Genomic DNA, 12,479 nt, shown 5'->3' on the forward strand with positions numbered 1-12,479 from the left:
CGGGAACACCCGACCGAACAACAGGCATTGCGCCCGCGGATTGCCCGGCGGCGGAAATCAGCGGGTGACCACCTGCCAACCGTCGGGCACCCGCGCCGAGATCACCTGCGTGCCCTCCGCCTCCAGATCGATGGTCACCGAACCCAGGCGCAGATCGGTCAGTGAGATCCGACCCCACTCCGGCGGCAATTGTGGGCGCAGGGTGACGGTGCGGCCGGGCACATTCGGGTCGAGCCCGAGGAAGGAACGCACCAGCAACAATGGCGCCGCACTCGCCCACGCCTGCGGTGAACACGAGGTCGGGTACGGCACCGGCACCGCGAACTGATCACGCGGAAATCCACAGAACAGCTCGGGCAGTCGACCACCGAAAGCTGCTGCGGCATCGAGCAATCCGCCCGCGATACGGGTTGCCAACTCCACCGCACCGGGGACCTGCCGGTAACGCAGCAGCCCGGCGACGGCGATCGCGGTGTCGTGCGGCCACACCGATCCGCAGTGATAGCTCATCGGGTTGTAGGCGCCCATCGACGAAGAAAGCGTGCGCAACCCGAAACCGGTGTCCATATCCGGGCCGGACAACCGCCGCACCAACTCGGCGGCATGCTCGTCGGTGGCGATTCCGGCCCAGAGACAATGTGCCACATTGCTTGTCAGTGCATCGACCTGGCGCTTGCCGCCGTCCAGCGCTACTGCGTACCAACCTCTGTCGGACAGCCAGAATTGCTCGGCGAACTTGCCGCGCAGTTCGGCGGCCCGCTCGCGCAGCCGAGTCGCGATGCGTGGCTCGCCGAATACATCGGCGAGTTCGGCCCGCGCAAGCAGGGCGGCGTGCGCATAACCCTGCACCTCGCACAGCGCGATCGGGGCCGCGGCAAGATGCCCTGCGGCGTCATTGATTCCGTCGAAGCTATCCTTCCAGCCCTGGTTGATCAAACCTCGATCGCTGGCTCTGCGGTACTCGACGAAACCGTCGCCGTCCTGATCGCCGTACTCGGTCAACCAGCCGATCGCGGCGTCGGCGGCGGGCAACAAGGCCCTTATCGCATCGGGATCCGCGCCCCACCGATGACATTCGGCGAGCAACATCACGAAAAGCGGTGTGGCGTCGGCAGTTCCATAGTAAATGTTGCCGCCGAGTGCCTGTCCGCTCGCCGGGCCACGGCGCATCTCGTGCATGATCCGCCCCGGCTCCTCCTCGGTAAGCGGATCGACCTTCTTGCCCTGCAATTCGGCCAGCTGTTGCAGTGTGCCGAGCGCCAGGTCGACCTCCAGCGGCAGTGCCATCCATGCGGTCAACAGGCTGTCGCGACCGAACAGCGTCATGAACCAGGGGGCGCCTGCGGCGACGAACGGCCTGCCCTCGCCGGTTTCGTCGTGAATCTGCAAGGCGCCGAGATCACTTTCCGAGCGCCGCAACACCTGAGTGAGCAGCAAGTCGGTGGCGGCGATCTTCGTTGCGGTATCGCGCCACGCCTCGATCTTGCGGCTCGGTGCGCTGAGCCCATGGTGCTCACCCGGAGCCAGTGGTGCCTGGACGCGCTGGTTTCCCACGGTCGGCTGGGCGATGATCTCGGTCTGCCAGCTCCCCCCCGGCGGCACCACGATCCGCCAGACCAAGGTGCCGGGCAATACCGTAGGTTCGACGGTCGCCGTGACCGACAGCCCGCGCGCCCGATCGACGTGATCGTGCAACAACAGCTCGCCCTCGGCCACCGCTATGTCGGCTCTCCCGTGCCCGGCCCTGCCCTCTTTGACCGCGAACAGATCGAGGAAATCGGCGTTGACATGCAGTTCCAACGTGACCGCCGTCGGCTCGCGGCCCATATTCTCCAGCGTCAGTATCTCGTGCATCCCGTCGGCTATGAGCCGCTCGCGCACCACGAGCAATGTGCTGTCGGCCAGCCCCGCCTGCGGTGGTCTTCGCAGCACGAACCGTGCCGCGAACGCTTCCGGGCTCAGCACCGAAAGCGGTTCGGCGGGCTTGCCGTCCACCAGCAGCTCCCAGCGCGAAATGACGCGCGCGTCCCGGAAGAACAGACCGTGCGGCCGGCCCGGCTCGACATCGCCGAGCCGGTTCGACAGACAGAACGTCGCGCCCTCGACCAGCGTCACCGAACTGTCGCAGCCGCCGAGGCCGGTAGGCTCGCCGGAGTTCAACGGTCGTGGGCTCTGCGGTTCAGGGCTCGGCGCAGCGCCGATCTCTGCTGTCATGCCAGTTCGCTCGCCACAACCCGGACCGGAACGGTCTCATCGACCCAGCGGGCGGCTCGGGCCTTGCGTCCTTGCCGCAGTAGCCGGTGATAGACCTGCTCGTAGCCGCGCCCGAGCGTGTCGGCGCCGAAGTTCGCCTCGACATGCGCCCGGCAGGCGGCCGGATCCAGCTCGCCGACCTGAGCAATCGCCGCGGGCAGCTCGGCCGGATCGTCGCAGATCCGTCCGGTCACGCCGTCGACGATCACCTCGTCGACCGCACCGCCGCGCAGCGCGACCACCGGGGTGCCGCAGACCATAGATTCGATCATCACCATGCCGAACGGTTCCTCCCAGCGGATGGGGAACAACAGACAACGCGCACCGGAGAGTAGCTTGCGTTTGGCCGCCGCGTCGGCGAGTCCGAAAACATGATCGTGCTCGGTCAGCAGCGGTCGCACCACCTTCTCGAAGTACGCCTTCTCCGGCGGTTCACTGCACTTGCCGGCGAGCACTAGCGGAATACCGGCCGCGTGTGCGGCCTCGACCGCGAGGTGGGGTGCTTTGCACTCGTTGAACCGACCGAGAAACAATGCATAGTTTCCCTTGTCCGCGCGGAACGGCCATTGGTCCACGTGCAGCGCGTTGTGTACGCGCCCAACCCAATTCAAGTCCGGCGCCAGTGCGCGCTGACGGTCGCTGATCGCCACCAGCGCGACCTCGTTGCCGAGTTCGCGGTAGTACCGATAGGAATCGTCCTCGACCGGGCCGTGCACCGTCACCACTGTCGGCAGCCCGAGCTTTTGGTAGGCGGGCACGTTGAGGGGGCCCGCGAAGGTGTGGTCGTGCACCAAGTCGATGCCAGAGGTAGCGGCGATGTGCTCGATGGCCCTTCGCGACTTGAGCGCATGGACTACTTCCGGAAACGGCTCGCCGAGCCGCTCGGGCAGCGCCCGGTCCCACACCGGGACGAACTTCGCCTTGGTGCCCGGTTCACCTGCGCCGATCAGTGTCACATCGTGGCCGCGGGCGACCAGCGCATCGACCAGATCCGCGACGACTGCCTCGACACCGCCGTACGCCTTGGGCGGCACGTCGAAATACGGGGGGACAACCATCGCGATGCGGAATCGTTCACCGACATGATCGATCGACAAGAGATCCGAAGACGCAATCGGCGCCGAACTGGGCGTGGATAACCGTTGACTCATGACCATCCTTCCAAGCAACCGTTGGCACTCGCATCCACCCAGCACTCGGAGCGCTGGGCGCCGAACGTGGTGGCCGCCGCGGCGGAGGTGGAGACAATGCCTGCACCGCCGTCCATCAGGGCTTGGTTGGCCTGTTCGCGCCTGGGGCGCGAACAGGGGGGCCGACAGAGACGTACCTCATGATCAACTATTCAAACCAGGCAGTCGGTCCCAATTTTGGGCCCGACCGAGCAAGCGCTCGGCCGGGTTACCGGCCTCAGGGCAACTCGGGCTGCATCCGCAGCGGCACGCCGATCCGATTCCACAGGTTGATCATCGCGGTGATCGCTACCAGACCGGCACGCGCACCCGTCTCGAAGTGCTTCTCGACATCCGCCCAGATCTCATCGCTCACGCCGTGCTCACCGAGCTTGGTGACCGCCTCGGCATAGGCTAGCGCCGCGCGCTCCTGCTCGGTGTACAACGCCGATTCGCGCCAGGCGTCGAGCTGGAAGATCCGCTTTTCGGTTTCGCCTGCCAGGCGAGCATCGGTGGTGTGCATATCGATGCAGTACACACAGCCGTTGATCTGCGAGCCGCGGATCTTCACCAGCTCGCGGATCGTCGGATCCAACGGGCCGCGGCGGATCGCCGATTCTGCGGCAAACCAGGCGTGGTAGATCTCGGGGGCAACCTCGGCCAAATTCATTCGTGCCACGGTGTTCGTCCTCTCTCAGGTGCATACTGCTGCACCTGGGAGACGACACAGCCGCCGCTGCTGTGACATCCGGGGACCTTGCCGTCACACATCCGGCTGGCATCGAGGCGGATCCGGCAGGTCACCGCAGGCCACATTGCCGTGCGCGTTCAGCACATTCCGCCCCGCCTCGTCGGTCAGATAGCGCCGGAAACCGGCGGCCAGTGAGTCGCCGGGCAATTCCCCATAGCTGTAGACGAATTCGATCCCCCAGAACGGGTACGTGCGGTTGATCGCACTGTCACGGGACGCGGTGATGCCATTGACCGCCACGGTCGGCACTCCCGCTCTCGTCGCCTCGGAGAACTCGCTGTAGCCGATGGCGCCCGGCAGGTCTGCGACGGCTTGCAACATGTCCCTGGTGACCTGGACGTCGCAATGGGCGGCACTCGGCGGCGGGATGTCCTCCAGCGCCTTGCAGCTCACGTGCGATCGGATGACCTGCGGCTGGGTGAGCAGTCGCCGTTCGAAGGTATTCCTGGTCCCGGAACCGGGGATGCGATTGACGAGGACGATCGGCAGATCCGGCCCACCGACGTCGCGCCAGTTGATGATCCGATCCTGGTAGATGTCCTCGATCTGTGCGGCCGTCAGGCTGCGGACACCCACGCCAGGGTGCACGACCATAGTGAACAACGACAGACCGAGTGCCCGCTTGAGCAATGCCGCATACCCCTCGCCCTTCGGCCCGTCGGTGATCGCCAGCAGTTCGTGGTTGTCCTTGCCCTCCTCGATGAGCCGGTCGAGGCCGCGTTCGGTGCCCTCGAAGGCAAAGGTGAATTCGGCTCCGGTGCAACGCTTCCGGTACTGCACCGCGGCATCCTGGATGACGGGGGCGAACGCGGAAGACCCGACCAGCGTGAGTTTGCCCGCGGCACAGTCCAGCGGTGTCGGATCCGGCTCGACTGCGGCGACGACGAGCTGGACGACGATCACCAGCACCAGAAAAGCGGTGAGCGCCAGCATCACTCGGGACGCACCCGTGCGACTCTGGGTCTCCGTGACCGTCCCGCCTTTGATACCGCCTTGCAGCACCGGCGCGCGGTATTCCCCCGTCCCGTCGGAGCGCTGCAGGATGGCCAGGATCTTGTAGTGATCGCCGCGGTTCAACGACACCTTGGGCAGGTCGATGACGCCGATGCGCCCGATCGTGTCCTCCCGCACCGCGATTCCCGAGTCGCGGTCCAAACTGTCCGCGAGGCCGGGTTCGCTCAGCTCGGTCACCGCCATGCCGATGACCCGACGCTGCGGAAAGTGCAGGTGCAGGCCGACTCGGCCGGCATCGGGTGCCTGATAGTCGCGGCTGTCGATGGTCGTGGCACCGCTGTTCTCGATGCGGACCAAGACGACAGACAGATCTTTCAGCTCCGGACTCGAGCCGTCCAGATCCGGGCGAAGCTGCGGCAGCACTCCGGGGAAGACCGATTCGATCTCACCGGTGACAGGCGTATCCATCTGCACGCGGTAGCCGAGCTGCCTGCGCCCCACGAAGACGAACTCCCACAGGAAAGCACCAGCCGACAACAGGATTGCGATAATCGCCAGCACGATCTCGACCGGAAAGTCGCCCACCAGAAAACCACTCCCCAAGAGATCGTCGTACCAACCATTTTCGGGTGCAATCGGCGATCAGCCCTTGGACGGCACCATTATTCGACAACAGTTAACCCGGCGGCCACCCGCGATGCATGGTCAGGGTGCCGCGATCGAGCCGATCTACCGCGCCGGGATCGCGCTGCGGGCAGCGGCGCAAACGCAGCCAGGCGTCACGCCGACTTGGTCCAGGCCAGCAGGTCGGCCAACGGCCACGTATTGATAACTCGTTCCGCCGCAACGCCATTCGCGACCGCTCGCTCGCAGCCGTAGCCCTGCCAGTCCAATTGGCCCGGCGCGTGTGCATCGGTGTCGATGGAAAACTCACAACCCATCTCGACCGCGAGCCGGATCAGCTGGGACGGCGGGTCGCGGCGCTCGGGGCGGCTGTTGATCTCGACGGCGGTGCCGTAGTGACGGCAGGCCTCGAACACGACTTCCGCGTCGAACCTCGACTCGGGACGGGTGCCGCGGGCCCCCTCGACGAGTCGGCCTGTGCAGTGCCCGAGCACGTCGACATTGGGGTTGGCCACGGCATAGACCATCCGCTTGGTCATCGTCTCGCTGTCGGCGCGCAGATGCGAATGCACGCTGGCGACAACGATATCGAGCTCGGCGAGCAGATCGGCGTCCTGGTCGAGGGCGCCGTCGTCGAGGATATCCACCTCGATGCCGGTGAGGATACGAAACGGTGCCAGCTGCTCGTTCAATTCCGCGATGACATCCAGCTGGCGACGTAACCGGCTCACCGAGAGTCCGTTGGCGACGGTCAGCCGCGGCGAATGGTCGGTGAGCGCGCAGTATTCGTGGCCGAGGGCCGCCGCGACGCCCATCATCTCTGCGATCGGGCTGCCACCGTCGGACCAGTCGGAATGGGTGTGCAGATCGCCGCGCAACCGGGCCCGCAGCGGCTTGCCCGGCACACCGATGGGCTGCGCGGCCGCACGCAGATCGAGCAGATACTGCGGTATCGCACCAGAACACGCCTGCTCGATCACGGCTGCGGTCTTCGGTCCGATACCGGCGATGTCACGCCAGCTGTGTGCTGCCCGATGCGAGGACACTTCATCGGAAGGCAGCTCCGCCACAATGTCGGCGGCGCGCCGGTAGGCCTTCACTCGATGTGTCTCCGACCGCGAACGTTCCAGCCAGAAGCCGATCTCGCGCAGCGCCTCCACCGGACCCGGCACACCACTCGGGTCCGATTCAGCGATCGGATAATGGTCTGCCACAGCGGTTAGTGAATCCTGCTGTACTTCATGAAGGCCACCCCGTCCTCGAACACCCGGCTGGTGATCATCCGGAACCTGGCCGCATCGGGCAGCCGCGGACCGGAACCGAACAGCGACCGGCCCCGGCCGAGCACGATCGGATACAGCTTGAGGAAGATCTGGTCGATCTCCGGCAGCAGCACCTGGGCGAGCTCACCACCGCCGCACAGCCAGATCCCGAGCCCGTCCTCGCGCTTGAGCTCACGCACCTTCGCCAGCGGGTCGGCGGAGATCAGCTCCACCGCGGGATCGGGACTCTCCGGCAACGTCGTCGACACCACGAACTGCCGCAGATGCGCATACGGGGTCGAGGTCCCGGTCCTGACACCGAAGTCGTGGGTCTTGCGTCCCATCAGCACCGTATCGAAGTAGTGGTTGTGCTTGTCGATGCCAAGGGCCTCCCGCACCTTCGTCGGCAGCGTTTCCGGGTACTGCGCGGTGATCGCCGGGCCGTGATCACCTCCCACCGGGAAGAAATCGACCGAGCCGTCCTCGGTGGCGATGAATCCATCGATGGTCGATGCGACGTAGTAGGTGAGCTTGCGCATGAATCAGCACTCCTCGACAGGGTGTGACGATGCATGGGGTACAGGCTTGCGCATATGTCCTTCCTCCACGGTCGGCGTGACTCCCGAACCGCCTAGAAGAACGGTAGCTCGCTAGTGTGTCCGGGGGCGAGGCTTCGGCTGGCAGCGTGGGCAGGAATAGGACGAGCGGTTCATGAAACGCTCACGACGGATCGCCGCGCCGCAGCGGCGGCAGGGTTCGTCCTCGCGGCCATAAACGGCCAGCGAGCGCTCGAAGTAGCCGGATTGACCGTTCACGTTCACATACAACGCGTCGAACGAGGTGCCGCCCGCGGCGAGCGCCTCGCCCATCACGACGCCGACCTCGGCCAGCAGGGTGCGCAGGGCGGGTCTGGTCAGTCCGGAGGCCGACCGGTTGCCATGTATTTTGGCTCGCCACAGGGACTCGTCGGCATAGATGTTGCCGATACCGGAAACCACGGATTGGTCGAGCAGCAGGCGTTTGATCTCGCTGTCTTTGGTGCGCAGCGTGGACACCACGGACTCGGAGTCGAAGAGCGGATCCAGCGGGTCGCGAGCGATGTGCGCAACGGGCTCGGGCAGCAGCGTGCCCTCGACTGTGACCAGCGGTGCGAGGGCCCAGCCGCCGAAGGTCCGTTGATCGACGAAGCGCAACTGGGTGCCGTCGTCGAGGGTGGCGAGGATGTGGGCGTGTTTCTCCACCGGAGTATCGGCGGGCTGCACCAGCATCTGCCCGCTCATCCCCAGGTGCACGACCAATGCGGTGTCGGGATCGTCGAAGGTGAGCCACAGGTACTTGCCGCGGCGCTCCGCCGCGGCCACGCGCAGCCCGGTCATCCTGGCAGCCAGATCGGCGGCGCCCTCGAGGTGCCTGCGCACCGATCGGGGGTGGGTCACCGTCACCGATTCGACGACATGGCCGACCACATGCTCGGCCAGTCCACGCCGGACAACCTCGACCTCGGGGAGTTCGGGCACGTCAGGCTTCGGCGGTCAGTGCCTGGTAGGCGGCGCCCGCAGCCTTCTGCTCCGCTTCCTTCTTGGATCGGCCGATGCCGGAACCGTACGGGCGGCCGCCGATCACCGTGGTCGCGGTGAATTCCTTGTCGTGGTCGGGGCCCGTCGAAGTGATCTCGTAGCTGGGTACACCGAGGCCGCGTTCGGCGGTGAGCTCCTGCAGGCTGGTCTTCCAGTCGAGGCCCGCCCCCATTCGGGGACCGCGCTCGAGCAGGTCGGCGAACAGCCGCAGCACTACCTCACGCGCCACATCGATGCCGTGCTCGAGATGCACCGCTCCGAGCAGCGACTCCATGCCGTCGGCGAGAATACTCGGCTTGTCCCGACCGCCGGTGAGCTCTTCGCCCTTACCCAGCAGCAAGTGCACGCCGAGGCCGCCTTCGCCCAGTCCACGCGCCACCTCGGCGAGTGCGTGCATGTTCACCACGCTCGCCCGCAGCTTTGCCAGTTCGCCCTCGGACTTGTCCGGGTGCTCGTGGTACAGCCGCTCGGTGATGCTCAGGCCGAGGACCGAGTCGCCGAGGAATTCCAAGCGCTCATTGGTCGGCAGCCCACCGTTTTCATAGGCGTAGGACCGGTGGGTCAGCGCGAGGCGCAACAAATCCGGCTGCACGCCGACGCCGAGCGCGGCGAGCAGCCGGTCATGATCACCGGAGGGGCCCGGTTCGTCCTTACTGACGGTCACGTCGATACGACAGGTCGAACGATCAGACAGCAGCGGTGACCTGGCGGCCCTTGTACGTGCCGCAGGAGGGGCACGCGATGTGCGGCAGCGTCTTCTCGCCGCAGGCACGGTTCGGGCACGTGATCAGGGTCGGCGCGGTGGCCTTCCACTGACTGCGCCGCGACCTGGTGTTGGAACGGGACATCCGGCGCTTGGGAACGGCCACGACTACTTCTCCTCTTGTCTTATTGCTTGCCAGTTCACAGATCGGTCTTGCTGATCCGGGTCTTAATGATCGGGGTCGGCGGCACCCGAATCGGGGCTGCCACTGCCGGGCGACTCGGTGGCGAACTTCGCCAACCCGGCCCAGCGAGGGTCAAGTATCTCATGCCCATGGCCGGAACCCGCAATCGCCATCCGTACACCGCATTCCGGGCACAGTCCCGCGCAGTCCGGAGAGCACAACGGCTGCAACGGAAGCTCGAGACCGATGGCGTCGATGATCACCGGTTCCAGGTCGATAGTGTCGTCGATCAGACGGTGGATCTCGTCGTCCTCGGTGGTCTGCTCGGTCGCGCTGTCCGGGTAGGCGAACAGCTCGGTCAGGTTGAGCTCCACCTCACCGGTGAACGGTTCCAGGCAGCGCGTGCACTCCCCCGCCGTCGACGCCGCCACCGTTCCGGTGACCAGCACACCCTCGGACACCGCTTGCAGTTGCAGGTCGAGTTCGACATCGGAACCCGCGGGTATGGCGATCAGGTCCAGCCCGATTCGATCCTTCGTGGTGACGATGCGATGGAACTCCTGCATCGTTCCCGGGCGACGGCCCAGGCTGCGAGTGTCCAGCACAAAGAACGCGTCCGGATTGCGGCGCGCAGCCGCATGGGGACGCGAGGCAGAACCGGAACCGGCGGACATCACGAAACTCACTCACGTTCGAAGGAAATGGGCAACCACACCACAATACGCGAGGGGTCACCCGAAGCCCAAAACGCCACCGCCGTCCCAGCCGGTAGGCGGCTAGCGGCGATATTCCCCCGCATAGTCCGGCGCACCCGCGCCGGAGCGCAGCTGGTGGCGACCACGACCGACGATACGCAGGGTGCTGTCGAGGGCCTCCTCGAATTCGGCGAGCTTGCTGTCGACGTAGTGGTCACACTCGTCGCGCATGCGGTCGGCCTCGGCGTGCGCCGCGTCGATCACGCGCGCCGACTCGGCGTGCGCGGCCCGCACCACCTCGGTCTGTGCGACAAGGCGATCCCGCTCGGCCTGCCCCTCCGCGACCGAGCGGTCATAGGAGGCCTGGCCCGCCTCGGCCATGCGCTCGGATTCCGTGCGGGCCCGGCCGGTGACGGCCTCGAATTCGGCATTGCCGTCGGCGACGACGCGGTCGGCCTCGGCCTGCGCGGTGTTCACCAGATGATCGGCGTGCGCGCTCGCCTCGGCCACCATGCGATCGGCATGCGCCTTGGCGTCGGCGAGGATCCGATCGGCCTCCTCGCGCGCGGATTCGACGGTCGCACGGGCCTGCTCATCGGCGCTTGTCACCGTCGTCTCGGCGGCCGAGCGGGCATCCGAGACGATCTTGTCGCGATGGTCGAGCACGTCCTGGGCGTCGTCGAGTTCGCCGGGCAACGCGTCACGCACGTCGTCGAGCAGCTCGAGCACATCACCACGCGGCACAATGCAGCTGCGAGTCGGCGGGATGCCGCGCGCCTCCTCGACGATGGCGACCAGCTCGTCGAGTGCTTCGAATACGCGATACATGCTCACTACCCCACTCTCCTGCGGACTACGGCGAACTTTCTCACCGAGGCCCAGTGTGCCCCTCGTCACCGTAAGTGCCGAGTCACCCTCCGGTGTGTCGTGCCAGTGTCTCGCACGCCACAAAATCAAGTGGAGGATCTACCTCCACTTGGTGTTACATTTATCCAGAAGGTCGGCACAAGATCTTCATAAGCGAATCCCAGGCCCCCACCGGGACAGTGGGACAGGAGGACGCCGAAGGGTGGACACCCAGAAGCCGACGATTGATAAGTTCCAACTGTTCAGTACATACTGAACACGCAGTAACCAAGGAACTTGCTCGAGACCTCGGCGGGAAGGAAAGCGATGACCATCGCTGTTGTCCCCACCAAAGGCTCTGTTCGATCGGAAAGACAATGACTGTTCTGGAAATCCCGCGACCGACGGTCGCCAGCATCTACACCCCCTGGGCTGGCCCGTACCCGGTGCTGCGGTCGGCAGCGTCGGTTGCCCCCCGGTTCGAACAGCTCATGCAGTACCTGCGCGGCGACCGCCCCTTCGCCCAGCTGATCCGTTTCGCACTGGTCGGCGGATCGAGCAATATCGCCTACGTCCTGCTGTTCTTCGCGATGCACGGCATCGGTCCCCTGATCGCCAACGTGGTCGGGTCGATCGTCAGCACCATCATCGCCAACGAGCTGCACCGCCAGCTCACCTTCCACGCGTCCGGCCGGGTCGGCTGGTTCACCGCACAGTGGGAAGGTGGCGGCCTGGCGCTGATCGGCCTCGGCATCACCACGGCGGGGCTGGCCGCCCTCGATGTCTGGACACCCGGCATCGGCGGAGCCGCAGAAGCCGCCGCAATCCTCGGAATCACGGCGGTCGTCGGCGGAATGCGCTTCCTGGCCCTGCGTGGCCTGGTCTTCTGAGACCTTCGATATCAGCCCGAACACATCCGCCCCGGCGCCAAGATTTCTGGCGCCGGGGCGGATTTGCGTTTCGGGGTAACTGTCTAGCTGCGCTGCTCGGCGAGGCGATCCAGGAGACGCTTGTGGACCGAAGGCGGAAGCATGTCGGTGACATCACCACCGAAGGCCGCCACCTCCTTGACCAAGGAGCTGGACAGGAAGCTGAACAACGGGTTGGTGGCGATGAAGAAGGTGTCGACTCCGGAGAGCTTCTTGTTCATCTGTGCCATCTGCAGCTCGTAGCCGAAGTCACCCGCGTCGCGCAGGCCCTTGACGATCGCGGTGATGCCCTGCCCCCGCGCGAAATCGACAAGCAGGCCGTACCACGACTCCACCCGAATGTTGGGCAGGTGGGCAGTGGCCTCGCGCAGCATCTCCATGCGTTCCTCGACGCTGAACATGCCCTTCTTGCTCTTGTTGATCATGACGGTCACCACGACCTCGTCGAACTGGGCCGAGGCCCGGTTGAAGACGTCGATGTGTCCATTGGTCACCGGGTCGAACGAGCCCGGGCACAACGCTCCTGCCATAG

Annotated in this window: 13 protein-coding genes; 1 reads left to right on the forward strand and 12 read right to left on the reverse strand. The window is 65.7% G+C overall.

The features are described from left to right. Positions 1-57: 57 nt before the first annotated feature. The 11 genes from OHQ90_RS32645 to OHQ90_RS32695 all read right to left on the reverse strand — a co-directional run bounded on the left by OHQ90_RS32645 (position 58) and on the right by OHQ90_RS32695 (position 11,000). Complete coding sequence (locus tag OHQ90_RS32645) at positions 58-2,214, reverse strand: amylo-alpha-1,6-glucosidase (RefSeq protein ID WP_328404088.1); 2,157 nt, start codon at positions 2,212-2,214, stop codon at positions 58-60. After that, positions 2,211-3,311, reverse strand: coding sequence for a glycosyltransferase family 4 protein (locus OHQ90_RS32650; protein ID WP_328413269.1), 1,101 nt, complete (start codon positions 3,309-3,311; stop codon positions 2,211-2,213). The genes OHQ90_RS32645 and OHQ90_RS32650 overlap by 4 nt, the downstream gene beginning before the upstream one ends. 349 nt (positions 3,312-3,660) lie before the next feature. Further along, positions 3,661-4,092, reverse strand: a complete 432-nt coding sequence (locus OHQ90_RS32655; protein WP_328413271.1) for a carboxymuconolactone decarboxylase family protein — start codon at positions 4,090-4,092, stop codon at positions 3,661-3,663. Positions 4,093-4,185: 93 nt separating this feature from the next. Continuing rightward, positions 4,186-5,712 (reverse strand): PstS family phosphate ABC transporter substrate-binding protein, encoded by a 1,527-nt coding sequence (locus tag OHQ90_RS32660; protein ID WP_328404090.1) that lies wholly within the window; start codon positions 5,710-5,712, stop codon positions 4,186-4,188. Between the two features lie 194 nt (positions 5,713-5,906). Continuing rightward, positions 5,907-6,965, reverse strand: coding sequence for a PHP domain-containing protein (locus OHQ90_RS32665; protein WP_328404092.1), 1,059 nt, complete (start codon positions 6,963-6,965; stop codon positions 5,907-5,909). A 5-nt stretch (positions 6,966-6,970) separates the two neighbouring features. Continuing rightward, positions 6,971-7,552: a dihydrofolate reductase family protein gene (locus tag OHQ90_RS32670; protein WP_328404094.1), complete on the reverse strand. Its 582-nt coding sequence runs from the start codon at positions 7,550-7,552 to the stop codon at positions 6,971-6,973. Between the two features lie 111 nt (positions 7,553-7,663). Further along, entirely contained in the window at positions 7,664-8,530 is an 867-nt protein-coding gene (mutM, locus tag OHQ90_RS32675) for a bifunctional DNA-formamidopyrimidine glycosylase/DNA-(apurinic or apyrimidinic site) lyase (protein WP_328404096.1), read from the reverse strand. Position 8,531: 1 nt separating this feature from the next. Further along, positions 8,532-9,254 carry a ribonuclease III gene (rnc, locus tag OHQ90_RS32680; protein WP_328404098.1) on the reverse strand — a complete coding sequence of 241 codons (723 nt, stop codon included), beginning with the start codon at positions 9,252-9,254 and terminating at the stop codon, positions 8,532-8,534. Positions 9,255-9,276: 22 nt separating this feature from the next. After that, positions 9,277-9,459, reverse strand: a complete 183-nt coding sequence (gene rpmF / locus OHQ90_RS32685) for a 50S ribosomal protein L32 (RefSeq protein WP_014987105.1) — start codon at positions 9,457-9,459, stop codon at positions 9,277-9,279. Positions 9,460-9,521: 62 nt separating this feature from the next. Then, a complete protein-coding gene (locus OHQ90_RS32690; protein WP_328404101.1) occupies positions 9,522-10,151 on the reverse strand; it encodes a YceD family protein in 630 nt (209 codons plus the stop codon). 102 nt (positions 10,152-10,253) lie between these two features. Further along, positions 10,254-11,000 (reverse strand): DivIVA domain-containing protein, encoded by a 747-nt coding sequence (locus OHQ90_RS32695; protein ID WP_328413273.1) that lies wholly within the window; start codon positions 10,998-11,000, stop codon positions 10,254-10,256. Positions 11,001-11,395: 395 nt separating this feature from the next. Here OHQ90_RS32695 and OHQ90_RS32700 point away from each other — a divergent pair, with 395 nt between their 5' ends. After that, a complete protein-coding gene (locus tag OHQ90_RS32700; RefSeq protein ID WP_328404103.1) occupies positions 11,396-11,908 on the forward strand; it encodes a GtrA family protein in 513 nt (170 codons plus the stop codon). Positions 11,909-11,991: 83 nt separating this feature from the next. Here the strand turns inward: OHQ90_RS32700 and coaD are convergent, their stop codons facing one another. Continuing rightward, complete coding sequence (coaD, locus tag OHQ90_RS32705) at positions 11,992-12,477, reverse strand: pantetheine-phosphate adenylyltransferase (RefSeq protein WP_328404105.1); 486 nt, start codon at positions 12,475-12,477, stop codon at positions 11,992-11,994. Positions 12,478-12,479 lie beyond the last annotated feature (2 nt).

Origin of the sequence: Nocardia sp. NBC_00403, assembly GCF_036046055.1 — a bacterium.
Lineage (GTDB): Bacteria > Actinomycetota > Actinomycetes > Mycobacteriales > Mycobacteriaceae > Nocardia.

Excerpts from the sequence above, each read along its gene's own strand:
- OHQ90_RS32645 (WP_328404088.1), bottom strand. The coding sequence starts at position 2,214 with ATGACAGCAGAGATCGGCGCTGCGCCGAGCCCTGAACCGCAGAGCCCA.
- OHQ90_RS32650 (WP_328413269.1), bottom strand. The coding sequence starts at position 3,311 with ATGGTTGTCCCCCCGTATTTCGACGTGCCGCCCAAGGCGTACGGCGGT.
- OHQ90_RS32655 (WP_328413271.1), bottom strand. The coding sequence starts at position 4,092 with ATGAATTTGGCCGAGGTTGCCCCCGAGATCTACCACGCCTGGTTTGCC.
- OHQ90_RS32670 (WP_328404094.1), bottom strand. The coding sequence starts at position 7,552 with ATGCGCAAGCTCACCTACTACGTCGCATCGACCATCGATGGATTCATC.
- OHQ90_RS32690 (WP_328404101.1), bottom strand. The coding sequence starts at position 10,151 with ATGTCCGCCGGTTCCGGTTCTGCCTCGCGTCCCCATGCGGCTGCGCGC.
- OHQ90_RS32695 (WP_328413273.1), bottom strand. The coding sequence starts at position 11,000 with ATGTATCGCGTATTCGAAGCACTCGACGAGCTGGTCGCCATCGTCGAG.
- OHQ90_RS32700 (WP_328404103.1), top strand. The coding sequence starts at position 11,396 with ATGACTGTTCTGGAAATCCCGCGACCGACGGTCGCCAGCATCTACACC.
- coaD (WP_328404105.1), bottom strand. The coding sequence starts at position 12,477 with ATGGCAGGAGCGTTGTGCCCGGGCTCGTTCGACCCGGTGACCAATGGA.